The 24,892-nt window shown below is 70.3% G+C and carries 21 protein-coding genes and 3 pseudogenes; 9 read left to right on the forward strand and 15 right to left on the reverse strand.

The genetic code is table 11. The features are described 5' to 3' along the window. Positions 1-92: 92 nt before the first annotated feature. Positions 93-2,462: a malto-oligosyltrehalose synthase gene (treY, locus tag OG395_RS16845; RefSeq protein ID WP_327243693.1), complete on the forward strand. Its 2,370-nt coding sequence runs from the start codon at positions 93-95 to the stop codon at positions 2,460-2,462. A 50-nt stretch (positions 2,463-2,512) separates the two neighbouring features. Here the strand turns inward: treY and OG395_RS16850 are convergent, their stop codons facing one another. Together OG395_RS16850 and OG395_RS16855 are read right to left on the reverse strand one after the other, a co-directional pair. Continuing rightward, complete coding sequence (locus tag OG395_RS16850) at positions 2,513-3,562, reverse strand: cytochrome P450 (RefSeq protein ID WP_327243694.1); 1,050 nt, start codon at positions 3,560-3,562, stop codon at positions 2,513-2,515. 155 nt (positions 3,563-3,717) lie between these two features. Beyond that, on the reverse strand, positions 3,718-4,311 hold the full coding sequence (locus OG395_RS16855) for a DUF1707 and FHA domain-containing protein (protein WP_266980132.1): 594 nt from the start codon (positions 4,309-4,311) through the stop codon (positions 3,718-3,720). 182 nt (positions 4,312-4,493) lie between these two features. Between OG395_RS16855 and OG395_RS16860 the strand changes: the two genes are divergently transcribed. Further along, positions 4,494-5,447 carry a GNAT family N-acetyltransferase gene (locus OG395_RS16860; protein ID WP_327243695.1) on the forward strand — a complete coding sequence of 318 codons (954 nt, stop codon included), beginning with the start codon at positions 4,494-4,496 and terminating at the stop codon, positions 5,445-5,447. Positions 5,448-5,661: 214 nt separating this feature from the next. After that, positions 5,662-6,573 carry a GNAT family N-acetyltransferase gene (locus tag OG395_RS16865; RefSeq protein ID WP_327243696.1) on the forward strand — a complete coding sequence of 304 codons (912 nt, stop codon included), beginning with the start codon at positions 5,662-5,664 and terminating at the stop codon, positions 6,571-6,573. Here OG395_RS16865 and OG395_RS16870 read toward each other — a convergent pair. Further along, positions 6,545-7,675, reverse strand: a complete 1,131-nt coding sequence (locus tag OG395_RS16870; protein ID WP_327243697.1) for an alpha-L-fucosidase — start codon at positions 7,673-7,675, stop codon at positions 6,545-6,547. The two genes, OG395_RS16865 and OG395_RS16870, sit on opposite strands and share 29 nt — an antisense overlap. A 110-nt stretch (positions 7,676-7,785) precedes the next feature. Between OG395_RS16870 and OG395_RS16875 the strand changes: the two genes are divergently transcribed. Further along, positions 7,786-9,012, forward strand: a complete 1,227-nt coding sequence (locus OG395_RS16875; RefSeq protein ID WP_327243698.1) for an MFS transporter — start codon at positions 7,786-7,788, stop codon at positions 9,010-9,012. 204 nt (positions 9,013-9,216) lie between these two features. Here OG395_RS16875 and OG395_RS16880 read toward each other — a convergent pair whose 3' ends face one another. After that, on the reverse strand, positions 9,217-10,593 hold the full coding sequence (locus OG395_RS16880; protein WP_327243699.1) for a GH1 family beta-glucosidase: 1,377 nt from the start codon (positions 10,591-10,593) through the stop codon (positions 9,217-9,219). 157 nt (positions 10,594-10,750) lie between these two features. Here OG395_RS16880 and treZ point away from each other — a divergent pair, with 157 nt between their 5' ends. The 4 genes and pseudogenes from treZ to OG395_RS16900 form a co-directional block, all read left to right on the forward strand. Beyond that, positions 10,751-12,511: a malto-oligosyltrehalose trehalohydrolase gene (treZ, locus tag OG395_RS16885; RefSeq protein ID WP_327243700.1), complete on the forward strand. Its 1,761-nt coding sequence runs from the start codon at positions 10,751-10,753 to the stop codon at positions 12,509-12,511. Between the two features lie 165 nt (positions 12,512-12,676). Further along, positions 12,677-12,988 (forward strand): hypothetical protein, encoded by a 312-nt coding sequence (locus tag OG395_RS16890; RefSeq protein WP_327243701.1) that lies wholly within the window; start codon positions 12,677-12,679, stop codon positions 12,986-12,988. A 107-nt stretch (positions 12,989-13,095) separates the two neighbouring features. Further along, on the forward strand, positions 13,096-14,301 hold the full coding sequence (locus tag OG395_RS16895; RefSeq protein WP_442818522.1) for an ISAs1 family transposase: 1,206 nt from the start codon (positions 13,096-13,098) through the stop codon (positions 14,299-14,301). A gap of 36 nt (positions 14,302-14,337) precedes the next feature. Further along, a pseudogene (locus OG395_RS16900) lies at positions 14,338-14,679 on the forward strand (TlpA family protein disulfide reductase); the annotation flags it as partial. A 95-nt stretch (positions 14,680-14,774) separates the two neighbouring features. On the opposite strand, the pseudogene OG395_RS58370 reads toward OG395_RS16900, so the two are convergent. The 4 genes and pseudogenes from OG395_RS58370 to OG395_RS16920 form a co-directional block, all read right to left on the reverse strand. Next, positions 14,775-14,882 (reverse strand): annotated as a pseudogene (locus OG395_RS58370) (transposase); the annotation flags it as partial. Continuing rightward, positions 14,878-15,012: pseudogene (locus tag OG395_RS16910) on the reverse strand (IS110 family transposase); the annotation flags it as partial. The pseudogenes OG395_RS16910 and OG395_RS58370, both read right to left, overlap by 5 nt. 278 nt (positions 15,013-15,290) lie before the next feature. Further along, entirely contained in the window at positions 15,291-16,418 is a 1,128-nt protein-coding gene (locus tag OG395_RS16915) for an aminopeptidase P family protein (RefSeq protein WP_327243702.1), read from the reverse strand. A 72-nt stretch (positions 16,419-16,490) separates the two neighbouring features. Then, the gene (locus tag OG395_RS16920) at positions 16,491-17,126 is read right to left on the reverse strand and encodes a nucleoside/nucleotide kinase family protein (protein ID WP_327243703.1); all 636 of its coding nucleotides are present in this window, start codon (positions 17,124-17,126) and stop codon (positions 16,491-16,493) included. 90 nt (positions 17,127-17,216) lie between these two features. Here OG395_RS16920 and OG395_RS16925 point away from each other — a divergent pair, with 90 nt between their 5' ends. Then, on the forward strand, positions 17,217-17,606 hold the full coding sequence (locus tag OG395_RS16925; RefSeq protein WP_327243704.1) for a VOC family protein: 390 nt from the start codon (positions 17,217-17,219) through the stop codon (positions 17,604-17,606). Positions 17,607-17,653: 47 nt separating this feature from the next. Here the strand turns inward: OG395_RS16925 and OG395_RS16930 are convergent, their stop codons facing one another. The 7 genes from OG395_RS16930 to OG395_RS16960 form a co-directional block, all read right to left on the reverse strand. Beyond that, entirely contained in the window at positions 17,654-18,853 is a 1,200-nt protein-coding gene (locus OG395_RS16930) for an IS110 family transposase (protein WP_327243526.1), read from the reverse strand. Positions 18,854-19,333: 480 nt separating this feature from the next. After that, complete coding sequence (locus tag OG395_RS16935) at positions 19,334-19,909, reverse strand: hypothetical protein (RefSeq protein ID WP_327243705.1); 576 nt, start codon at positions 19,907-19,909, stop codon at positions 19,334-19,336. Beyond that, on the reverse strand, positions 19,906-21,159 hold the full coding sequence (locus OG395_RS16940; protein ID WP_327243706.1) for a DUF7224 domain-containing protein: 1,254 nt from the start codon (positions 21,157-21,159) through the stop codon (positions 19,906-19,908). Before OG395_RS16940 ends, OG395_RS16935 begins: the two co-directional genes overlap by 4 nt. Next, complete coding sequence (locus OG395_RS16945; protein WP_266980150.1) at positions 21,156-21,902, reverse strand: ABC transporter ATP-binding protein; 747 nt, start codon at positions 21,900-21,902, stop codon at positions 21,156-21,158. Before OG395_RS16945 ends, OG395_RS16940 begins: the two co-directional genes overlap by 4 nt. Before the next feature lie 103 nt (positions 21,903-22,005). After that, the gene (locus tag OG395_RS16950) at positions 22,006-22,422 is read right to left on the reverse strand and encodes a hypothetical protein (protein ID WP_327243707.1); all 417 of its coding nucleotides are present in this window, start codon (positions 22,420-22,422) and stop codon (positions 22,006-22,008) included. A gap of 465 nt (positions 22,423-22,887) precedes the next feature. Continuing rightward, positions 22,888-23,547: a LuxR C-terminal-related transcriptional regulator gene (locus OG395_RS16955; protein WP_266980154.1), complete on the reverse strand. Its 660-nt coding sequence runs from the start codon at positions 23,545-23,547 to the stop codon at positions 22,888-22,890. After that, a complete protein-coding gene (locus OG395_RS16960) occupies positions 23,535-24,764 on the reverse strand; it encodes a sensor histidine kinase (protein ID WP_327243708.1) in 1,230 nt (409 codons plus the stop codon). Before OG395_RS16960 ends, OG395_RS16955 begins: the two co-directional genes overlap by 13 nt. Positions 24,765-24,892 lie beyond the last annotated feature (128 nt).

Consider the following 24,892-nt stretch of genomic DNA (forward strand, 5'->3'; position numbering starts at 1 on the left):
GGGGCAGCACGCCCAGGCAGACGACCCCTCGTCCGGATGGATCGGCCGGATGCCGTGTCACAGTCGGCTCCAGGCTGGGTACGTACGTTCGCATGACGCCCACCGCCACGTACCGGCTGCAGCTCCAGCCGGACTTCCCGTTCTCGGCCGCCGGACACGCGGTGCCGTATCTCGCCGCGCTCGGCGTCTCCCATCTGCACCTGTCGCCGGTCCTCGAAGCCGTGCCCGGCTCCAGACACGGCTACGACGTGGTCGACCACAGCCGTGTCCGGGCCGAGCTCGGTGGTGAGGAGGGGCTGCGGCAACTGGCGGCCACGGCGCGGGAGCACGGACTCGGGCTGGTGCTGGACATCGTGCCGAACCACATGGCCGCCCTCCCGCGCCACAACCGGGCCCTGTGGGAGGTCCTCCGCGAGGGCCCGGAATCGCCGTACGCCCGCTGGTTCGACATCGACTGGGCGGCGGGCGACGGGCGGGTGCTGCTGCCGGTGCTCGCCCGGCGGATCGGCGACGAGATGGAACGGTTCCAGGTGGACGGGGAGGTGCTGCGCCACGGCGAGCAGGAGTTCCCGCTCCGGGCCGGCACCGCCGGTCTTCCGCTGCCGAAGCTGCTGGACGCCCAGCACTACCGGCTCGGCTGGTGGCGCCTGGCCCGTACCGAGCAGAACTACCGGCGGTTCTTCACCATCTCGGACCTCATCGGAGTCCGGGTGGAGGACCCCGAGGTGTTCGCGGCCACCCACGGCAAGATCCTCGAACTGGTCCGGGACGGTGTCGTCGACGGACTGCGCATCGACCATCCCGACGGGCTCGCCGACCCCGCCGGCTATCTGGAGCGGCTCGATGAGGCGACCGGCGGGCGGTGGACGGTCGTGGAGAAGATCCTCACCGGTACCGAGCCGCTCCCCGCGGGCTGGGCCGTCGCGGGGACGACGGGGTACGACGCGCTGCACCGGATCGACGGGCTGTTCACCGATCCGACGGGCGCCACCGAGCTGCTCGGCCGGTACCGGGAGTTCGCCGGCCCGGCCGGGGACCGCGGCGGCTACTGGTCGACGACGGTCCGCCGGGCCGCGTACCGGGTGGTGACGCATGAACTGGCCGCGGAGACCGCGCTGCTGACCCGTCTCGCCGTACGCATCTGCGCCGAGGACCCCGCACTGCGCGACCGCGCCCCGTGGGCGCTGCGCACCGCCATCGACGAACTGCTCGTCCGGGTCCCGGTCTACCGCCCGTACGTCACGGCGGGTGGGCCCTGCAGCGAGGCGGCGGAGGCGGCACTGCCGGACGCGGCCGTACGGGACGCCAGGGCGTTGTTCTCCGTGCCCGAGGAGGCAACGGCCGTCGATGTGGTGCGGGACCTGGCGCTGGGGCGGCTCGGTGACGGGCCGGACCGGGCGGCATTCTGCGCCCGGTTCGCGCAGACCGCGTCGGCGCTGCGGGCCAAGTCGGTCGAGGACACGGCCTTCTACCGGTACGTGCCGCTGATCTCGGCGACCGAGGTGGGCGGTGATCCCGGGTGCCCGGCGGTGGCTCCGGAGGAGTTCCACGCCTTCTGCACCCGGCTGGCGCGCGACTGGCCCGCCACCGGCACCGCGCTGACCACGCACGACACCAAGCGCAGCGCGGATGTGCGGGCCCGGATCACGGTCCTGTCGGAGTGTCCGCAGCAGTGGTCGGAGCTGCTGACGGAGCTGGCGCGGACAGCTCCGACGGCGGTCGCGCCCGATCCGCAGCTGGCATGGCAGGCCTGGCAGACGGCGTTCGGCTGCGCGGGGCTGCCCGCCGATGAGCTGGCGGGCCGTCTGGAGCCCGCGCTGTTGAAAGCCGTACGGGAAGCGGGTCTGTTCACCAGCTGGACGGAGCCCGATCCGGTGTACGAGCGGGCGGTGTCGGACTTCGTCGCGGCCGGTCCCGCCGCCGGCACCGGGCCGGCACGGGAGGCGTTGCAGCGGTTTGCGGCCTCCCTGGAACCCTTCACCCGGGCCAACGCGCTCGGCGCGGCCCTGGTGCAGCTGACCATGCCAGGGGTACCGGACCTGTACCAGGGGACGGAGCAGGAGTACGTGGCACTGGTCGACCCGGACAACCGGCAGCCGTTCCGCCGCCCGCCCGAGAAGGATCCCGTCAGCGAGAAGGCTGCGCTCACGGTGGCGGCACTGCGGATGCGGCGGAATCGGCCGGAGCTCTTCGGCGAGTCGGGGACGTACACCCCGCTGACCGCGCAGGGCCCGGCGGCCGCGCACTGTCTGGCCTTCTGCCGCTCCGGCGAGGTCGTCACGGCGGTGACCCGGCTGTCGCTGCGGCTGGCCGGAGCGGGCGGCTGGCACGGGACGACGCTGGCGCTGCCGGGCGACGGTCTGTGGACGGATCTGCTCACGCCGGGACGGGAGTTCCCGGGCGGTCCCGTAGCGGTGGCCGAGTTGTTCGCCGAACGACCGGTGGCACTGCTCCGCGCCTGATCGTCGAACCCGGGTGCGGAGCAGTCCCGGGGCCGAGGCCCGAATGGCTCTCAGCCGGGTCGTACGAGGAGGGTCCGCGGGCCGCGGGTGAGCAGTCCGGTACTGGACGGACGGAATCCGTCCGCCCAGCGGAGCCGGGGCATGGCGTCGAGCAGGGCACGCACCCCCTCTTCGGCCTCCAGCCGCCCGAGCAGGACGGCCGGACAGGACTCCGGTCCCCCGGTGGACCGGTCCTGGTCGGTCCGGAAGGGGTCGAAGAGATCGGGGGCGGCGTACCGCTCGGGGTCGCGGCCCGCCGCGCCGATCAGACAGGCGACGGGCACCCCGGCGGGGAGCGTGCCGCCGCTGACCCGCACCTCGGCGACGGTGCGGCGCAGCACGACCTGCACGGGCGGGTCGCGGCGCAGCGACTCGCTCCAGGCGCGGTGGGCGAGGGCGGGTTCGATGCGCAGGGCGGCCAGGAGGTCGGGTTCGTCCAGCAGATTGGCGAGGAAGGAGGCGAGCGCCGTCTCACGGAGGCCGGTCCGGCTGGTGCAGGGGGTGATGGGGTGACCGGGCGGCTGCGCCGGGTCAGGTGAGGCACCGGGGGCGGCGGCGCCCACGGGCAGCCAGCGGCAGAACTCCTCGACCAGATCGGCCTGTTGCCGTCCCGCGATGCGGCGCGCAAGGACGTAGGCGGTCCGTTCGACCCGCTCGGAGAGGTGGCGGGGCGCGGCCGCCGCCGACCGCGCGACGTCCTGCGGCCGGGGCATGCAGAGCCTGCTGCCGTGGCAGAGCCCGCGCGGCGCGGGGCCACCGCGGGGCGCGCCGTCGTGCGGGAAGCCAGTGAACCGTGGGTCCGTGAGGGCGGTCGACACGTCGGCGTGCCTGCTGAGCAGCCAGGCGCCGAGGGGGGCGTCGTAGCTGAGCGGGTACTCCTCGCGCAGCACGCGGTAGAGCCGGTACGGATCGTGCGCGGCGCCGGGCGCGAGCAGGCTGGGGCCGGTGCCGGGCCGGGCGGTCCTGTCGGTCCGGCCGGGACGCGCGGTCCGGGCGACGCGGCGACCGCGGTCCGGCGCGGAGATGGGCGGGGGTATGCCGTCGGGCGCGTCGGCCTGCATCCTTGCCCCCCGGGTTCGGTGCGCCGCTGTGTGGCGCGGATGAACCAAGGGGACCACCGCGCAGAGCTCAGCGCAGCGGAGACACGGCCGTTCGGGTGAGGGTGCCCGTCGCACGCAGCAGCTCCGCGAACGCCGCCGCGGCCCCTGACAGGCTCTCAGGCCGGACGCCCGGGAAGCCCCGGCGCCCCGGGCGGCTTGAGTGCGGGCGCGGACAGCCGGAAGGTGATCCGGCCGAAGCTCACCTGGTCCCCGTCGCGCACCGACACCGCACCGGTCACCCGCTGCCCGTTCACACACGTGCCGTTGGTCGAGCCGAGGTCGCGCAGGATCCAGCGGCCGCCCTGCACGGTGAGTTCGGCATGCTTGCGCGAGACGGTCTCATGGGTGAGCCGCAGCCCGTTCGCCGGATCGCGTCCGATGAACACGGGGTACGGGCTCGGGGCGGGCAGCAGCAGTTTCGGCAGCCGCTCGGCCTGCCAGGCCCTGCGCAGCCGGGCCGGGAACCCGGACACCTCGCCGACCACCCGGAACAGCCCCTGCGTCCAGCGCCCTTCGCTCCGCAGGTCGGCGGTGAGTGCCGCCAGCTCCTCCGGGCGGCGGGCGGCCAGGGCCAGTTCCATGCGCCGTACGAACGTGTCGTGGGAGAGCCTGCCCTGCGCGGCGCCTTCTCTGAGCACACCGAGAACACGGTCGCGCTGAGCATCGGACACCCGCGCGGGATACGTGTGGAACTCGAAGGACGACGTCACACGGTCAATTGTCGGGGCGACCGCCCCGGAGTGTCCAGAACAACGCCGCTTGCCGCCCGCCTGACCAGCACGGAACCGACCGGCCGAATATTCGCGGTGGTGTCCGGGGAACGTTGCTACTGTCTGCCGCCGCGTGCCGTGCGGTGCCCACCGCACGGCGGGACGCGCCCCAAGGAGACTCTGTGACCGCTGTACCCCCGGCCCTGACTGTCCGTCCGCTCACCGGGCCGGACGAACTGGGCCTCTTCTGCCGCCTGTCGTACGTCCTCGACCACGAACTGGCCGACGACCTCGCGACGGGCCGCCGCCGCCCCGAGTGGATGTGGGTGGCGCTGCGCGGAAACCGCGTGGTCTCCCGCGTCGCCTGGTGGAGCCAGGGCGGCGACACACCCCTCGCGCTCGACTTCTTCGACCTCGACGACACACTGCCCGAGCCCGAGCGCACCGAGACGGGTCAGCGGCTGCTGCGGGCGGCAGCCGCGGCCGTCCTTCCCGCCGGTGTCCCGCGTCCCGAGTACGGCCGTTTCGTACCGCCGGACTGGCGCGAGGACCCGGTGGTCCGCGATCTCGTCGAGGCACGGATCCGGGTGATGGAGCGCACCGGCGCGCGGATGCTCGTCGAGCGGCTGCGCCTGGAGTGGCGGGCCGGCACTCCGGTGCCCGCCGACAGCGGCCGGCTGCGGTTCCGCCCGGTGACCGGGCGCGAGGATCTCCTCGCGCTGATGGCTCCGGTGATGGAGGGCACGCTCGACGCGCACGGCCAGGACGACCTGGCGTCCGGGCTGTCCGCCCGCGAGGCGGCGGAGAAGCATTACGACGAGGAACTCGGCGCGTACAGCACCCCACGCGAGTGGTGGCGCATCGCCGAACTCCCGGGCGGCGAGCCGGTCGGGTTCGTGATCCCGGCCCGCAACAGCTACAACCCGATCATCGCGTACATCGGCGTGCTGCCCGCGCAGCGCGGTCACGGCTACATCGACGACCTGCTCACCGAGGGCACCCGGGTGCTCGCCGCGCAGGACGGGGTGGAGCGGATCCGGGCGGCGACGGACCTCGGCAATGTGCCGATGGCGAAGTCGTTCGCGCGCCTGGGGTACGTCAATTTCGAGCGCGCGTTCAACATGGTCTGGGACTGACGACCTGATCCACTCTCTGTCGTGCACCAGGTCGTAATCCGGTGGACGGGCCACCGCAGGGCCGGTTACGGTGGCCACCCGCCCGAAGACCGAGGAAGGAGGCGAGAACAGTGCGTACGTGTGCCACTTCATTCCCGCGCTCCCGTCCCGTTCGCCGGGCGGTTTCGGTTTCGGTCTGACCGGGAGCGCATCACTTCTTCCGGAGGACTCTTCCATGACCGATCTGGTCATCCGCGCGCTCACCGAGAGCGACGCACAGCTTTTCCGCACCCTGCGCGACCCCGGTCTCGTCGGCCGCGCCGCCTTCGGGCACAGCTATGCCACCGTGCGCGAGGGCGGTGAGTACCGCCCCGAGTGGACCTGGATCGCCGAACGCGACGGTGTCGTGGTGGCCAGGGCCGCCTGGTGGTCGGGGCCCGCGGACACCGCACCCGTGACGCTCAACTGGTTCGACTTCGCCGACGGCGAGGACGAGGCGGGCACCGAACTTCTGCGGCAGTCACCGCTGTACGCCGAGTACGAGCTGATCCTGCCCGCCGGCTGGCGGGACCGGCCCGACGTCGCGGCCGCCGCCGAGGCCAGGATCGCCGCCGCCCGCGCGGCCGGGATGAAGCCGCTGGTCGAGCGGTACCGGTACCAGTGGACGCCGGAGTGCGGGCTGCCCGAGCGGCCCGGCCGGCTCACCTTCCGGCCGGAGCCGGACGACGCGGTGATCCTCGACGTGCTACGCCGGGTCCACTCCGTCACGCTGGACGCACACGCCCGCCGGGCCATCGAGGGACCCGGCGGACTGGAGCAGGCGGCGCAGGAGGAGCTCGACTTCTTCCACTGGTGCCCCTCGCCGCGCTCCTGGTGGCAGCTCGCGTACACGCCCGAGGGCGAGGTGGCCGGACTCCATGTGCCCGCCCGCAACCCGGGCGGTCCGTGCATCGGCTTCATCGGGGTCGTACCCGAGCAGCGGGGCCACGGCTACGGGTACGACCTGCTCGTCGAGTGCACGCACTTCCTGGCCGCCGAGGGCGCCGAGTTCATCGCGGGCGCCACCGATCAGGGCAATGCGCCGATGGCGGCCGCGTTCGCCCGGGCCGGCCATCCGGTCACCCAGGAACGCATCCATCTGGTGTGAGGTTCGGGGTGAGCTCCGCCAGCCAGTCCAGGCGGAGCTGCTGCTCGGCGGGGATGGTCGCATCCTCGCCGCGCGGCCCCACATTGAGCAGCAGGTTGCCGCCCGCGGCCGCGGTCTCCGTGACCAGTGAGGTCAGCGCGGGACGGCTGAGGAAGGCGTCGGGTGAGGAGTTCCGGTTGTAGCCGAAGCTGTGGTCGATGCCCCGGGTGATCTCGTACGGGTCCGGGCCGGTGTAGCGGGCGAACTCCGGGGTGCGGAAGTCGTAGTACGGGGGCTTGCGCGGCACGAACCCCTCGCCCTGTGCGATCGTGCGGCGCTCCCACCGGTCGTACAGGGCCTTGGCGCCCGGCAGGGCGAGGGCGCGCCACATCGGCGCGTAGGGGAACAGCCGGTCGTTGACGACGCCGTGCGGGACGGTGAAGCGGAAGTACTCGATGAGTCGCTGGACGTCGGTGCGCGAGCCGGGCCAGGCGATGTCGTTCCACAGGATGTCGGGCCGGTAACGGCGTATCAGTTCGCGCATCTGCGCGTCGGCGTACGCGGGGTAGTCGCCGCGCGGCACGGCGGAGACGGTGTCCGCGCCGGTTCCGATGGGCCGGTCGTCGAAGGTCCAGTCGAGCCCGCCGGAGTAGTAGACGCCGAACCGCAGCCCTTCGGCCCGGACCGCTTCGGCGAACTCGCCGACCACGTCGCGGGTGGTGTGCCAGCCGGTGCGGTGCGGGTTGTGGACCTCGGAGGGCCAGAGGCAGAACCCGTCGTGGTGCTTGGTGACGAGGACGGCGTAGCGGGCGCCGGCAGCACGGAAACTGCGGGCCCAGGCCGCCGGGTCCCAGCCGTCCAGGCCGTCGTTGAAGTCGTTGCCGAAGGCGGCGTACGGCCGGGTGCCGTAGGTCGCCCGGTGGTGGGCGGAGACGGGGCTGCCGGGGAAGCGGAGCGCGTTCTCGTACCACTCGGCGTACGAGGTCCAGCCGAGCGGCGTCCGGCGGCCGGCGAGGGGCAGCTCGTCGGCGGGAACGTACGGCGGGGCCCAGCCCGGTACGGACGCGGGTGTCCAGTGCACAAAGATCCCCAGCTGGGCCTGGGACCACCATGAAGCAACCATGGCGCGAAGTATTGATCATTGAGGGGGCCGTTCGTAAGATCCGGGCACCCCCGGGCCTGATCCGAAGGAAAGGCTCTGCGGGTTATCACCGAGCTGATGGCGAGCGGCCGATGACCGTGGACGACACCCGCACGGAACCGCGGACCCGGGTGGGCGGCGGCTGGATCAGTGGTCTGGTGCTGGCCAACCTGGGTCTGTACATGGCCTTCCTCACCCCGATCCAGGTTCTGCTCGCCGAGCAGATCGACGATCTGACCCCGTCCGGCAAGGAGGTCGCGCTCGGCTGGGCGACCGGCGTCGGGGCGCTGGTCGCCGTGGTCGCCAACCCGCTCGCGGGTGCGCTGTCCGACCGGACGGGCGGGCGGTTCGGCCGCCGCCGCCCGTGGATCGTGGGTGGTGCGCTGGTCGGCGCGGCCGGTCTGGTGGTCACGGCGGCGCAGACGACGGTCGTCGGGGTGGCACTCGGCTGGTGTCTGGCGCAGCTGGGGCTGAACGCGATGCTGGCGGGCACGAACGCGGTGGTACCGGACCAGGTGCCGGTGCGGCAGCGGGCGGCGGTGTCGGGGTACATCGGGATACCGCAGACGCTGGGGCTGGTTCTCGGGGTGCTCCTGGTGTCGGTGGTGGTGACCGGGATCGGCGCCGGATACCTGCTGCTGGCGGGGCTGGTGGTGCTGTGCGCGCTTCCGTTCGTCCTGCTGACCCGGGATCCGGGTCCGGCGGGAGCGCCGATGGCCGCGGTACGGCTGAAGGACTTCCTCGTGAGTCCGCGGCTGCATCCGGACTTCGGCTGGGCGTGGCTGACCCGGTTCCTGGTCCAGCTGGGCAATGCGATCGGCACGCTCTATCTGCTGTATTTCCTGAAGGACGCGGTGCACTACCCGGACCCGGACCTGGGTGTGCTGTACCTGACGCTGCTGTACACCGGCGGTGTGGTGGTGACGGCGGTGGCGGGCGGGATCGTCTCGGACCGGCTGGGCAAGCGGAAGATGATGGTCAGTGCGTGTTCGATGGTGATGGCGGCCGGGTCGCTGCTGCTGACGTTCTGGCACACCTGGCCGGTGGCGATGGGCGCGGCCGTGCTGCTCGGGCTGGGCTACGGAATCTATGTGGCGGTCGACCAGGCTCTGATCACCCAGGTCCTGCCGGCGGCCGAGGACCGGGCGAAGGACCTGGGGGTCATCAACATCGCCAACTCCGCGCCCCAGGTGCTCGGTCCGGCGCTGGCCGCACCGATCGTGGCGTACGCGGGGGGCTATGCGGGGCTGTATCTGGCGTCCACCGCGGTCACGGCACTGGGCGGAGTGCTGGTGTGGCGGATCCGGTCGGTCGGCTGATCCGGTCAGTCGGCTGAGAGCCTGTCGGGTGACCTTCGATCGGATGGCGGACGCGGTCTGGTGCGTGCGATTCCAAGGCTCTGGAAGGTCCTCGGATGGGGTCTCCCCTGCTCGAACGAAGCTGAGAGCTCGGGGGAGGAGCTACCAGGATATTTCGGCAACGCGGGAAGCGTGCGTGCCAGGGCGTGGCCGCCCGATCAGAGGTCACCCGACAGGCTCTGAGTCCGCGGTGCCGGCCGCCTTCTGGCTGCGGATGACGTCGCGGTACCAGGCGTACGACTGCTTGGGCGTCCGGCGCAGCGTCTCGTAGTCGATGTGGACGAGCCCGAAGCGCTTGCCGGCCCCCTCGATCCACTCGATGTTGTCGGTCAGCGACCAGGTGAAGTACCCCCGGACGTCGACTCCTTGGTCGATCGCGGTGTGCAGCGCGCCCAGGTGGCCTTCGAGGAAGGCGATCCGGCGGGTGTCGGTGTCGGCCTCGTCGACGGCGCAGCCGTTCTCGGTGATGTAGAGCGGTGGAAGCCGGTCGCCATAGCGGTCACGCAGCTGCACAAGGGTCTCGCGCAGTCCGTCGGGGACGACGGGCCAGCCGAAGTCGGTCGTCTCGTACCCCTCGATCTCCCTTATTCCGAAGGGAAGTTCGGCAGGCATCTCAAATCCGGAGAAGGTGTCGAGGGCCTCCGCCCTGGGGGCGCCGACGAGGGTGGGATTATAATAGTTGACCCCGTACCAGTCGAGCGGCGTGGAGATCGTCCGGAGGTCGTCCTCGACGGATCCCGGCATCATCGCCGCGACGTTCTCGTCGGGGTAGCGCCCGGCGACGATCGGATCGGCGAACATCCAGTTGGTGATGGTGTCGTACAACTCGGCGCCGAGACGGTCCTCTTCGGATTCGCCCGCGGTCCAGACGGGAGTGTGCGAGACGGCGATGCCGATGTTGGTGGCACCCGCGGCCCGGAGCGCGCGGACGCCGAGCCCGTGGGCGAGGAGCTGGTGGTGGGCGGCGGGCAGGGCGTCGAAGAGGAGCGTGCGGCCGGGGGCGTGCTCGCCGAGTGCGTAGCCGAGCATGGTGACTTCGGCGGGTTCGTTGATGGTGATCCACATGGGTACGCGGTCGGCGAGCCGTTCGGCGACGATGCCCGCGTACTCGGCGAAACGGTAGGCGGTGTCCCGGTTGAGCCAGCCGCCCGCCTCGTCGAGCGGCAGCGGGGTATCCCAGTGGTAAAGGGTGGGGGCCGGGGCGATGCCGTTTGCGCAGAGCTCGTCGACGAGCCGGTCGTAGAAGTCGAGCCCGGCCGGGTTGACGGGTCCGCTTCCGCCCGGCACCACGCGCGGCCAGCTGACGGAGAAGCGGAAGGCGTCGGCGCCGAGGCCGGCCAGCAGGGCGACGTCCTCGCGGTAGTGCTCGTGGAAGCCGGTGCCGCGGGTGGTGTCGGCGCCGTCCTTGATCCGTCCCGGCTGGGCGGCGAATGCGTCCCAGCCCGAGGGGCCCTTGCCGTCGGTGTCGACTGCTCCTTCGGTCTGGAAGGCGGAGGCGGAGGCTCCCCAGAGGAATCCCGGCGGGAACGTCGGCACGGTCATCTCGGCCTCCAGCAGCCGTACGAATGAGCAGAACCTGGCAGGGCAATGATCAGAACCAGACCTTAATCGCCAGTAACGGGCTCGATCCAGTGTCGTGGGCCGGTGATCCCTACTTCTGCCGACCATGGGGCCGGAACGAGGAGACGAGGAGCGACGCATGCTGTTCGAGGTATGGGCACCGGAGGCGGATTCGGTCGGTCTGCGGCTGGCGGGTGAGCTGCGGGCGATGGAGCGCGACCCGGCACGGATGGGCTGGTGGACGACCGAGGCGGAGGCCGCGGACGGGGACCGGTACGGCTTCGTCCTCGACGACGGCCCCGTGCTGCCCGATCCGCGCTCACGCCGCCAGCCGGACGGCCCGGACGGCGAGAGCGCCGTCGTCGACCAGAAGGCGTACGCCTGGCGCACCGAGTGGGCGGGCAGGGGGCTCCCGGGCGCTGTCCTGTACGAGCTGCACGTCGGCACATACACCGGGGAGGGCACCTTCGACGCCGCCGCGGCGCGGCTGCCGCACCTCGCCGAGCTGGGCGTCACCCATGTGTCACTGATGCCCGTCTGCCCGTTCCCCGGCACGCACGGGTGGGGTTACGAAGGGGTGTCGCTGTGGGCCGTGCACGAACCGTACGGCGGCCCCGAGGGGCTTAAGCGCTTTGTCGACACGGCGCACGGGCTCGGTCTTGCGGTGGTCCTCGACGTGGTCCACAACCACCTGGGACCGTCCGGCAACTACCTGCCCGCCTTCGGCCCGTACTTCACCGAGACCCACCACACGCCGTGGGGCGCCGCGGTCAACCTCGACGCCGCGGGATCGGACGAGGTCCGCGCGTATCTGCTGGGCAGCGCGCTCGGCTGGCTGCGCGACTACCGGCTCGACGGACTGCGGCTCGACGCGGTCCACGCCCTCGCCGACAACCGGGCGCTGACCTTCCTGGAGGAACTGTCCGCGGCGGTCGACGCGCTCGCCGCGGAGCTCGGCCGTCCGCTGCCGCTGATCGCCGAGTCGGACCGCTGCGACCCGCGTACGACAACGCCGCGCCCGGCGGGCGGCATCGGGCTGCACGCCCAGTGGAACGACGACTTCCACCACGCCCTGCACACGGCGCTGACCGGCGAGTCCCAGGGCTACTACGCCGATTTCGCCGCCGCTCCGCTGACCGCCCTCGCCAAGACCGTGACGAGCGCCTTCTTCCACAACGGCACATATTCCAGCTTCCGCGGCCGCGCCCACGGCCGCCCCGTCGACATCGCCCGCACCGCGGCCACCCGCTTCGTCGGCTATGCGCAGACCCATGACCAGATCGGCAACCGGGCACTCGGCGACCGGCTCTCCGCCTCCCTCTCCCCCGGGCTGCTGGCCTGCGCGGCGGCGCTCGTGCTGACCGGCCCGTTCACCCCGATGCTGTTCATGGGCGAGGAGTGGGGCGCCCGAACCCCCTGGCAGTTCTTCACCGACCACACCGACCCGGCGCTCGCGGAAGCGGTACGCAGCGGCAGGCGTCGGGAGTTCGCGGCGCACGGCTGGGCGGCGGACGACATCCCGGACCCGCAGGACCCGGCCACCCGTGACCGTTCCTGTCTGGACTGGACCGAACCGGAACGTGAGCCGCACGCCCGCATCCAGGCCTGGTACCGCGAACTGATCGCACTGCGCCGCGCCATGCCCGACCTGTCCGACCCGGATCTGGCATCGGTGAAGACGGCCTTCGACGAGCAGGCGCGCTGGCTGGCCTATCGCAGGGGCGATCTGCGGATCGCGGTCAACCTCGACGAGAAGCTGGCCACGATCCCGCTCGGCGTCGGACGGAACCGGAACAGCGGGGGCAGGGTGCTGGCCGCCTGGGAGCCGGTGGAGACGCCGGGCGCGGACGGGCTGCTGCATCTGCCGCCCGAGTCGTGCGTGGTGCTCGCCGACGACTGAGAGCCTGTCGGGCCGCGGAAGCGGGTGGCACCCTCATCTGCACCGTCGGAGGGTGCCCGACCGCTGCCGTACGACGTACGGCACCGCTTCCGCGACCGGGAGGCGGGAGCCGGGAGCCCCGACCTGAGGGGACTTCCTCTTCACAGCTCATGGGAAGCTCTTCACATGATTCTCAGGCCCGTCTCCCGTGCCGTCGCACTGACCGCGATCGTCACTCTTGGCTCGCTCTCTCTGTCCGCCTGTGGCAGCGGCAAGTCCGGAGGCGGCGGTCAGACGAATTACGTAACGAGCACGGACGGCATCTCAACGGTTGCCAATGGAGCGCGGAAGCCTGTCGGCCTGATCAAGGGCGAGACCCTTCAAGGCAAGCAGCTCGACGTCGCCGACTTCCAAGGCAAGGTCGTCGTGATCAATGCCTGGGGTTCGTGGTCAGGGGCATTGCGTGATTGGGATTGGTCCGGTTCGCCGGTCTCGTGAGTGACGTGGCGTCATGTCCGTTGTGGGGCAAGGGGCCCGGGAGAGCAGAGCAGGCACGGTGCTGGTGATCATGTGGTTGTCGAGACCCATGAGAACCGAGCGAGACCGTGCCTGCCCGAACATCATCGCCCATCCCTTCCGCACTGGAGCAACTGGGCTCCCCGACTGATCCCCTCACCTCAAGCGATGTCGCTGACCTGCGGCGATTCCTGATCCTGGTTACCGATCCCCGCGATGCGCGAGGACTGCGATATCCGGCCCTCGCGTTGCTGTGCGCAGCCGTCTCGGCGGTGCTGACCGGCGCTCGCTCGCTCATCGCGATCAGCGAGTGGATCACGGATGCCCCGCAACATGTGCTGGGCGTCCTCGGCTTCGCTGCCGATCCACTTACCGGTCTGCGGCCGGTGCCGCACGCCGCAACCGTGCGCCGCCTGCTGCAGCGTGTGGACGGTGACGCGCTGGACGCGGCGATCAGCGCGTATCTGCAGGCCAGAACGCCGCCCCCGGTCGAGCCGGAGGCGGAGAAACGGCCGGTGCGACGGGTGATCGCGGTCGACGGCAAGGTGGTCCGCGGATCGCGAACCGCAACGGCCGCGGCGATCCAGCTGCTGGCGGCGATGGACCACCACGGCGTGGTCCTGGCCCAGCGGCAGGTCGCTTCCAAGAGCAACGAGATCCCCTCCTTCGCGCCGTTGCTGGACGGTCTCGAGCTGGAGAACACGGTGGTGACCGCCGACGCCCTGCACACCCAGCACGACCACGGGGCCTATCTGACCAGTCGCGGCGCGCACTACGTGGCCGTCGTGAAGAAGAACCATCCGGGCCTGTACGCCCAGGTCAGGAAGCTGCCCTGGCGGGACATCCCGCTCGGGCACCGCGCTCGCGACCACGCCCACCACCGCGACGAGATCCGCCGGCTCAAGGTCGCCGCGTTCAGCCACCTCGACTACCCCGGCGCCCGCCAGGCGATCCAAGTCGTACGGTGGCGACGCGACTTGAGCACCAGGAAGCTGACCATCGAGCGCGTCTACCTGATCACCAGCCTGAGCGTCTTCGACGCCACCTGCACCGAGCTCGCCACCTGGATCAGAGGCCACTGGGGTATCGAGAACCTCCTGCACCACGTGCGGGACCGCACGTTCCGCGAGGACGACTCCAAGGTCCGCACCGGCACCCTGCCCCGCGCCATGGCCTCCCTGCGCAACCTCGCCATCAGCGTCTTCCGCCAGGACGGCCAGACCAACATCGCCGCCGCCCTCCGCCACACCGGCCGCGACTACCACCGGCCCCTACGAGCCCTCGGTCTCACGTGACGAACCCAGACAGATCTCGATCATGCAATGACCCTGGGTTCGTGGTGCCCACCCTGCCGGGCCGAAGCCCCATACTTCAACAAGGTCGCCAAGGAAATGAAGACCAAGGGTGTCGAATTCGTTGGCATCAACGCCCGCGACGGCAACAAGAGTCTATCCAAGGCCTTTGAAGACGACTTCGATATGGCATACCCGAGCCTGTACGATCCGGTTGGAAAACTGCTCCTGTCAGGATTCCCCAAGGGCACGCTGAACCCTCAGTCCCTTCCATTCACTGTCATTCTGGACCGAAATGGAAAGATAGCAGCCAGGGCACTCAGTTCAATCGACGACAACAAACTGCATAAGATGATTGACCCCCTGATCAAGGAGAACTAAACCAACCGACCCCTCGATCGCAATCCCCCACTCGAATCGATCGACCCCACGTCGGCATCGCGACCCTGAACCGCCTCGCGAACCACTTTCAGGCATACACGGGCGAGTCCGGCGTAGGAGGCGAGGTGGGCGGCGGCGGGGAAGTTGGTGCCGTCGCCGACGGTGGTCAGCAGGACTGCGGCGGCCCTGACGCCGACGAACGGCCCGCAGTCTGGGCTCGCTGTCGGGCAGCGGCTTGTCGAAAACCTTCTTGCCGGCTGAGGTGAGGCCGTGATGGGCGGTCTTGCCAACGTCCAGGCCGAGGAAGACGTCCACGTCATCGGTGTCGAACATCGCACCCTTCCCAAAGGGAGTTGGCGGTGCCGGCCTCGGCAGTGGTGTCGTACGCGCGCATCCACGTTATGCAGACGTGTCGCCCGCGAACTGCCCGGCATTGCGCCGGACCGGACGGTGGCCGGACCTCTCATCAGCGTCTCCGAGTCCCGGGCCCGGGAACACCCCCAGGTCATGCCTTCGACAGGGGACAACCGTCATGCCGGGCCCGGAGGCCGGCGGTCCCGTTGCAGGACCGCGAAAAGACATGACAGGGCTGAACGCTCCTCCCGGTCCGGCTATTCGACGATCGCCAGCTCGCGCGCGGTGGTGTTGAGCCGACGCCCGCCGTCCTCCGTGACGGTCACGATGTCCTCGATACGGACGCCGAACCGGCCCGGCAGATAGATGCCGGGCTCCACGGAGAAGCACATCCCGGGCACCAGCGGCTGCTCCTCGCCCTCGATCATGTACGGGGGCTCATGGGTGGTGACGCCGATGCCGTGGCCGGTCCGGTGGATGAAGCGCTCGCCGTAGCCGAACTCGGTGATGACGGCGCGGGCCGCCCGGTCGATCTCCTGGCAGGCGACGCCGGGCCGGACCGCGCGGCAGCCGGCCTCCTGCGCCTCCCGCACGATGTCGTGCACCCGCTGCTCCTCGGCGCCGGGTTCGCCGACATGGACCGTGCGCGAGGTGTCGGAGCCGTAGCCGTGCTTGAGGCCGCCGAAGTCCAGCACCACCATGTCGCCGCGCTCGATGGTGCGGTCGCCCGCCTCGTGGTGCGGGTTGGCGCCGTTGGGCCCGGAGCCGACGACGGTGAAGTCGACCTGCGAGTGCCCGAACTGCTTGAGCAGCGCGGCGAGATCGGCGGCGACGTCGGTCTCCTTGCGGCCGGAGAAGCGGACCTTCAGGATCTCCTCGTACGTGGCGTCGGCTGCGGCCCCTGCTGCCGCGAGCCGCTCCAGCTCGGCGGCGTCCTTAACCGCCCGCAGCATCGGCAGGGCCTCGGTGAGGGAGACGTACGAGGTGCCGGGGAGGAAATTCTGCAGCCCGAGCAGGTGCATCGCCCAGGCGTTGTCGCTGATCCCGAACCGGCCGGCCGCGTCGAGCAGCGGGGCGGTCACGGCGTACGGGTCCTTGCCGTCGGTCCAGTCGCGCAGGGTCAGAGCTGGGGAGCCGACGGCCTCCTCGGCGTCCGGTGCCTCCAGAGTGGGGACGACGAGCACCGGGTCCTGGCCCGCCTTGAGGACGAGGAGGGTGAGGCGTTCGGTGTTCACGGGGTGGTAGCCGGTGAGGTGGACGAGGTCCGGGCCCGGTGCGACGAGAACACCCGCGAGCCCCGCCTCGGCGGCGGACTCGGCTGCCCGCTCCATCCTCGCCCGGTAGTCGTCGGCGGTGAACGGCACGGGCTGTTCGGGGCTGGACATGCGAAACCTCCTGGCGATGCGACACGGCACACAGCATCCTGCCCGGCAGCGGCAGTCGGCGCGAGTGGGGGGTCAGGGCGTCGGGCGCAGCCGTACGACGAGGTCGGCGCGGTCCCGGCCACGGTCGACGAGCCGGGCATTGGTTTCGTCGGACCCGGCCACCCAGCGCTCCGCGTACGGCCGGGGCTTGCCGAACCGCACATGGCGGTCGACGAGCCTGCGCACCCGTACGTCCGGGTCGAGGTCCAGGAACCAGACCTCGTCGAGCAGCCCGCGCACCGGTGCCCAGGGGCCGTCGTCATGGAGCAGGTAATTGCCTTCGGTGACGACGAGCGGGATGCGCGGTGGTACGGGAACGGCCCCGGCGATCGGCTCCTCCAGGGCGCGGTCGAAGGCGGGAGCGTAGACGGGCCCCTCCTCCCCGGGCGTGCGCAGGCGTCTGAGCAGGGCGGCGTACCCCGCGGCGTCGAACGTGTCGGGGGCGCCCTTGCGGTCGGCCCGGCCCAGCCTGTCCAGCTCGGCCCGGGCCAGGTGGAAGCCGTCCATCGGGACGAGGACGGCGAGCCCGGCCAGCGCCTCGACGAGCTGGGCGGCAAGGGTGGACTTCCCGGCTCCGGGCGGCCCCGCGATGCCGAGTATGCGGCGATGGCCGGGGGTGGCGAGCCGGCGGGCGCGGGCCGACAGTTCGCCGACGTCACTCAGGTGCATGCGGGGCATTGTCCCGGCAGGGGAGGACACTCGGTAGTGTTACGTATAACTCTGCCGTATGACCCAGCTCCGCACCCCCGAGGAACCGCCATGTCCCACATCGCCCTGGTCACTCTGGTCGTCCGCGACTACGACGAGGCCCTCTCCTTCTACACGGACGCCCTCGGCTTCGAACTCGTCGAGGACACCGACCGCGGGGACGGATCCCGCTGGGTCGTCGTCCGCCCGCGCGGCGCCGCGGCGGGTACGGGGCTGCTGCTGGCCCGCGCCAAGGGCGAGGGCCAGCAGGCCTCCGTAGGCGCGCAGACCGGCGGCCGGGTCGGCTTCTTCCTGCACACGGAGGACTTCGCGGCCGACCACGCACGGATGCTGGCGGCCGGAGTGCGCTTCCTGGAGGAGCCGCGCCACGAACCGTACGGCCCGGTCGCGGTCTTCGAGGACCTGTACGGCAACCGCTGGGACCTGCTCCAGCCCGCGTGAACCTCGGGTTTCCCGCCTCGCGGGAGCGTTGATGCTCCTATTGGCTGTCAAGCGGCGGTTAGCCAGTCGCGGTAGGCGTTGGCGAGGGTGTCGTCACGGCGGGTGCCGCGTTCGATGCAGGAGATGACTGCGGGCCAGACGTTGAAGTGGTGGGCGGCGGCGGTGAGGGTGATTTTCTTGGCCTGGCGCGCGGGTCGCAGGTCGGCGATGGCGGGGACGGCCACCGCTGTGGTGAGGCAGCGGAAGACTTCCCGGGCGATCGCGCGTTTGAGGAGTCGGATGATCTCTTTCTTGGTCCGTCCGGCTTCGGTCTGCCTGGTCACGTAGTCGCGGGTGCGGCCATCGCTGGCCATCCGTACGAGGGCTATCCGGTAGAGAGCGGCGTTGGCGGCGCGGTCGCCGCCCCGGGAGAGACGGTGGCGGTTGGTTTTGCCGCTGGAGGCGGGTACGGGGGCGGCGCCGCACAGGGCTGCGAAGGATGCCTCGGTGCGCAGGCGTTCAGGGTTTCCGCCGGCTGTGACAAGGAGCTGGGCGGCGGTGTCGGGGCCGACGCCGTAGGCGGCGCGCAGGCCCGGATTCTGCTCGGTGACGGCGGCGTCCAGTGCCGCGGTGAGTGCGTCGTGCTCGGTGGTGAGGGCCTGGACGCGCTGGGCGAGGCTCTTCAGTGCGGTCAGGACGGCGACATGCAGCTGGTCGCCGGTGGGACGCAGGCGGGCGAGGGCGTTGATCTGCGTCTTGCCGTGCAGGGCACGGTACTTGGCGCGGATGCCGTCCGGGGCGGTGATGAGGATGTGGCCGATCTGGTTCAGGGTGGCGGTGCGGGCCTTGATCGCGGACCGGGCTGCGTTGTGGAGGGCGCGTATGCCGCTGACGGTGTCATCCTTCGGCGCGGCTGCCGCCCGTCCGGACAGGGCGGCGCGGGCGGCCGCGTAGGCGTCGATCGGATCGGACTTGCCGATCCGGCGGCGTTCGGCCTTGTCGGGCCGGTTGACCTCCACCACTGCCAGGCCCGCGTGGCGGGCGGCACGGGTGAATCCGAGGCCGTAGGAGGAGGTTCCCTCCACTCCGACGGCGGTCACGGTGCCGTGTGCGTTGAGGAACGCGATCGCCGCGGCGAAGCCGGCGGTCGTGGTCGGGAACTCGGCGTCGGTGACGTGGCCACCGTGGTCGGTGACGACCGCCACGTGGATCGTGTCCTTGTGGGAGTCGACTCCTCCGTACACGGTCTCGTGCGCTGTGTCCGTCATGCCCGCTGCTGTCATGCTGAAGGTGCCTTCCTAGCCGGAGGTGGCGCCCGGCCGGGTGGGGCAGACAGGACATTGAGGGGGCTTCTGACCAAGCTCCTATCAGGTCATGTTCCACCTGGCCGGAGCCATGAAGAACGGGTCCCGGCAGCCGGACAGAACAACCGGAGGACAGCCCAGCAGGGCGTCAGTCAGTGGTGGAGCCACGACCACCGGAACCCACTTACGAGTATCAATGTCAGTGGTCGCTGTTACGTTCGGTGACATGACTGAGGGCGGCGAGCTCGCCCACCAGCAGACGTCTTGCCTGCTTCCAGTACTCGGTCTCCTGGATCTTCCAGAAGGTGTCGGACTTCAGTCATCGGTGTGCAGCCCGGCCCGTGTCCACGGCGTCGGCGCGGAGCGTGTCTTGGTGGCGACGCCGATGCCGCCGCAGGAGAGCCGGCGCAGGCCGCCTTCCGCACATTCCACGTGGTTGAGACATCAACGAGAAGCTGAAGTCCGTGAGAATGCCGGCAGGAGTGCGAGTGCGAACAGGGCCACCGTAACCAGCCACGCAGTCATGCTGTCCGAGGGGTAGAGGGCAATGGCCCACCAGGTGTGGGTGGTGTAGCCATCGGGGTTGTAGGCGCGGCCGAGGATGAGGTTGATGATGAGGAACATCAGCCCTGCTCCCGCTGCCGTGGCTTCGTTGGCGAGGCGGCGTGTGAGGAGTGCGAGGGCGAGGAGGAGAGTGACGTTGCGGGCGATGTCCATCCCCACCACCGGTCCGGCCGCGTGCGCGAGGGCCGCAGTGAGAATGATGGCGCCCTGATCGAACCGGTGGACGGGTAGGACCGCTGTGGTCTCAGCGTCATGTAGCTGCCGTTCCAGGCAGTACATGACGGCGATGACGATCAGGACAGGGGTGAAGTAGGCGAGTTGGGCGCTGCCCATGCCGCTGGCCAGGCTCGGGACAGGGACCTCGCTCGCCCCCACCGTCCAGCACACCACGACGAGCAGAGCGAGCGCCGCAGGAGCGGCCCACCAATGGCGCACAGTGATCGCATAGCGGTTCATGAGAGGGCCTTGTTGCAGTGCTTTTGGCTCGCGACTGTCTTGGTGAACCAGTCGGCCTGCTCTTCGGCGGGAAGCCGGCGGATCTTTTGGAGTGCCGCCCATTCCGTAGGGGGCAACGCTGCCTGTACACCCTTTTCGTCCAATCCGACCACCAGGGCAGCCCAGGCGGCGGCGGGAGATCCCGGCTGTCGGCAGTCGTCCACACCGGCGAGCGCGGCTGTCCCGGTTACTGCCGATTCCGCCAGGTCTGCAGCATATTGGGCGGGATCCTGGCCATTGCCGCGCGGCGGCAGCGCCCAGTTCAACGGCCACGTGCCCGGCTTGAGCGGAACCTTCGCGGAGGTGACGCGCAGCTCTTCCGGGACAGTTATTTCAGCATCCTTCAGCCGTTTGACCGGAGCCAGGGCGTCTCGCCGCAGCTGTTGGGCGTAAGGCTCGTACTCCGGTGGTACACATACCCTCGGCGCTTGACCGGTGCAGGCCATGGCGACGCTCCGGGGGCTTGTGGGGTTCTGATATCCCCAGTCGATCACCAAAGCGCGGCCGACGGTGAAGGTGACCGCCGCCACGGCGAAGGCGACAGCCACCGCCCAGGCGCGTCGGCGCATCCGGGCCAGAACCCAGAACGCGAGGGCCAGGCCAGTAACAACACCCCACGGCACTAGATAGACAGCCGGGGTGAGCACATCGGTGACGGTCGACTGCCCGTCGATGAAGCCGCCCAGGTGACGCATCCAGGGGTTGGACGTCGCGTGCGGCATGGACAGCCACGCCCAGCAGCCGATTCCGGCAGCGGGTGCCGCGATACTCCTGGGCATGATGAGTCCGAGGGACCAGCCGATGATCAGCCAACCGAGCGAAAGCACGATCAGATGCGCTACAGCGAGCCACCCGGCCCCGCCGGGCAACACGCCCACCGCCTGGTAGGCCATCACGAGCGCCCCGGCGGCGAGGACGAGCAGCAGAAACAGGACCGGGGTAACAGCCCGCAAGAGCTGCCTTACCGCGCTGCGTTGGCCGGTGGTGCTCAAAGCGCCCAGCAGGCGGTGGCGGCCCGCCTCCCACGCGGCAGCTGCGGCCACTGCCGGGGCGATGACCGCGATGGCGTGGGCGGCCAGTTCACCGGACTCGACCCCGTACCTCGATGGTGCGGTGAAGGTGGCGTCGTCGATGTACAGACCTGCGTACAGCACGATGGGAAGCACCAGCCACGGTGCGGCCGAGGCACGGAGATTTGCCCAGGTAATCATTCGGCCGCCTCCAGGAGCGACGCGTAGGCGCTCTCCAGGCGTCGACCTGGCGCACAGTCCGGGGCAGCGTGGCCAGCGAAATCCTTGACCGTACCCCTGAACCTCGGTTTCCCCGATTCAAGGACCACAACCTCGTCGAACGCCTCGTCGAGGTCACCGATGTCGTGAGTGGAGACGATCACATGGACCGTGCCACGCAGCGAAATCAGCAAGTCGAGGAACCGACGCCGCTGATGCGGGTCGAGCCCGACGGTTGGCTCGTCAAGAAGAAGCAGTTCGGCATCATGGACGAGCGCCTGTGCAAGGGCGATCCGCTGCCGCTGGCCACCGGACAGTGTCTTGATTTTGCTGTTGATCTTTTCGGTGAGACCGACGCGTTCGATCGCCTCGGTCGCGGCGTGCCAGGCGTCACGCTCCCGCATGCCCTTGAGCCAGCCCACATAGGCCACGTGCTCTCTGCACGTCATCCCGGGGAGGAACCCGGGATGTTGCGGCAGCCAGGAAACCTTGCTTCGGTAGGCCCGCATGTGTGCGCGGTTGGCCGGATCAAGTTCCCCGTACCGGATGCGTCCCGAATGCGAAATCGAGGCGCTGGCGCCGAGGGAGAGCAGGGTGCTCTTGCCCGCGCCATTGGGGCCGAGAAGGACGGTGTGGCCGGGCGAGAACGCCAGGTCCAGCCGGTCGAGGACCGGACGTGACCTGCGGCCGTAACGGAAGGTGCAGGACTGGTAGTGCAGGGGCATAGGGGATCCCTCGGGGCAGAAAAGGGGCCTTCCCTCGGGGGGTGCGCCCGCGCAGCGCGGGCGCACCCCCCGAGGGAAGGGGAAGGCGCTTAGTACGTTGTGGTCAGCGACTTGACACGGACGTGCACGCCCACAAGGGCGTCTTAACAGCGAAGTAGTAGTCGCCGGAGCCGTGATCGCTCCACGTGCCGGAAGAAGTTGACGTACTGCCGGCGAAGCAGTTGGTGAACGAAGCTCTCGTGCAGTACGGGTCCGGCCCGAGAGTGTCCTTACGGAGGAGGCCGCTGACGCTCTTGTTGCTGTAATCATCCGAGCAGCCGGTGAACTTGATGTTGGTGTCACCGCCATTGTCGGCCCAGCGACGGGACTCGAAGCTCGGACCAGCGCCCGTCAGAGAGCTGGACCAGCTCGACGCCTGGTCGGGCGCGGCGATAACGCCGAGCACCGCGACGGCACCGAGCACAACGGTGTCTATGCGACGGCTGGGCTCACGCAGGGCAGTCAGATGTGCAGATCTCATGCGCCTTCCTTGGAGTTGGCGTAACGAGATGATCGAGAAGGTATAGATCCGGGAAACCATTGATCAATAGCGGCGCTGCTTTCGGTCAATCGTTGGCTATTTCCGTACCATGATCGTTAGCGGGACAGGATGCGCCGTCAATCCGGAGCAAATCATTCCGCATTCCGTTGAGCGCGGCCCCACCCCCCTGACGCGGCACTCTGTGGGGGTTTGCCCGAACCACAGGTAGACAAGTCGCCGCAGGACCAAGCGGGTTCACTCCACCCGAGCGACCTCCCCCAGTCGGGCCCAAGCGGCGCCTTGATCCACCTGTGGAGGGCGGTCATGTATGTGCAGCGGGCGGCGGTGGCCGCGGCCTGGAGCTGGTCGGCCTCGACGCACAGTTCCGCGAGCTCCGGGGCGTGGACGTCCAGGCGTTCGCGGAGCCGGTCCGGACGCGTCGGGCCGGGCGGCCGGGCAGGGTGATCAGCGGTTCGCCCGGCCCTCCAGGTAAGCGAGTACGGCGAGTACCCGCCGGTGCACCGTGCCGTCGTCCGGTTCCAGACCGAGCTTGGCGAAGATCGAGCCGATGTGCTTGCTCACCGCTCTCTCCGTGACGACCAGTTCGGCGGCGATGGTGCCGTTCGCCTTGCCCTGGGCCATCAGTTCCAGCACCTCGCGTTCGCGCGGGGTGAGGCTCTGCAGCGGTTCGGCGGACGACCTGCGGGTCAGCAGCTGGGTCACGACCTCCGGGTCGAGGGCCGTGCCGCCTGCCGCCACCCGGTCGAGGGCCTCCAGGAACTGGTCGACCCGGCCCACCCGGTCTTTGAGGAGGTAGCCGATGCCCTGGGCGCCCTGGGCAAGCAGCTCGGCGGCGTAGGTCTCCTCGACGTACTGGGACAGGACGAGGATCGGCAGCTCGGGCAGCTCCGCGCGGGCTGCGACGGCGGCGCGCAGGCCCTCGTCCCGGAACGTCGGCGGCAGCCGTACGTCGAGGACTGCGGCGTCCGGCCGGTGCTTCAGCAGGGCGGGAAGGATCTCGGGCCCGGTGGCCGCGTCGGCCACCACCTCGTGGCCCGAACCGGTGAGCAGCAGGATCAGGCCCTCCCGCAGCAAGGCGTTGTCCTCGGCGATCACGATCCGCACGGCAGCTCCACTTCGATGTCCGTCGGCCCTCCGGCGGGGCTGCTGATGCGGGTCGTGCCGTCCAGTGCGGCGACCCGCCGCCTGATCCCCAGCAGGCCGCTGCCGGCGCGTTCGTCCGCGCCGCCGTGTCCATCGTCCCCGACGACCACGCGCAAGGTGTCGGGGCCCCTGCCGATCCGGACGGTGGCTGCCGTCGCGCCACTGTGCTTGCTGATGTTGGTGAGCGCCTCGGCGACCACGAAATACGCGGCCGCCTCGATGGCGGCCGGGAGCCGCCGCCCGTCCTCGACACCGTCGAGGTCCGCAGTGACGGGGACGGCGACATCGGCGGCCAGAGCCCGTACCGCACCCGCCAGTCCACGGTCCGTCAGCACGGGCGGATGGATGCCGCGGACCACGTGCCGCAGCTCCGCGAGGGCTGCCTCCGCGCCGTCATGCGCCTCGTCGAGGCGGAGCCGGGCGGCGGCGGGGTCACGGTCGAGGAGCTGCTTGGCGAGCCCGATGCGCATCGACAGGGCGACGATCCTGGCCTGGGCTCCGTCGTGCAGATCCCTTTCGATGCGGCGCAGTTCGGCGCCGTGCGCCTCTACGGCACCGGCCCGGCTCTCCGTCAGCTGCGCGATCCGGTCGGCGAGTTCGGCGGAGTGCGACGAGGTCAGCAGCGAACGGGACCAGCTCGCCGACAGGTCCGCCAGCACGGGGTGCCAGCGCAGTACCCAGCCCTGCCGCTCGGGAAGCGGTGTGCCGTACTCGTCGGCGGTGCGCCGGTCCAGGGCGTGGACGACGGTCAGTGCGGCCCCGTCCACGAGGAGACCGATCGGCCACAGGATCAGGGTGAGATAGGCGAGTACGTTGCCCATGAGCGCCTGGACCGGCAGCCAGAGCGCGTCGCGCCAGGTCGCGGGGTCGGTGAGGACCCGTCGGACCCGCTCGGACAGTTCCCCGCCGTCCAGCGGAAGATACTGCGCCGGGCGGAACGGCACCCCGAGCCGCACAGCGGACCGGCGGCGTTCGAAGTCCGCGAAGCGCCGCAGCAGTTTGGCGGCCTCCGGCAGGGCGGGCAGCCCGATGATCACGGCGGCGAACATCAGGACGGCGACCACCAGGAACGCGCACACATAGGCGAGCAGTGCCACCGGAACGCCGATGAACAGATAGCGCGAGGCATCCCACGAACGCCGGATGGCGACCGTCAGCGGGGCGGGATCGGTGCTCATGACAGGTCACGTTACGGGGGCCCGCCCGGCTGCGGAGTGGGGCCCGTACCCGGCTCATGGTGGAGCTGGCTGCACCCCCGTTCCGGGAGCCCGCACTCTCCCCCGCAGCCCTGTTCGCTCCTAGCGTT

Source organism: Streptomyces sp. NBC_01320 (assembly GCF_035974375.1).
GTDB classification, from domain to species: Bacteria; Actinomycetota; Actinomycetes; order Streptomycetales; family Streptomycetaceae; genus Streptomyces; species Streptomyces yanii.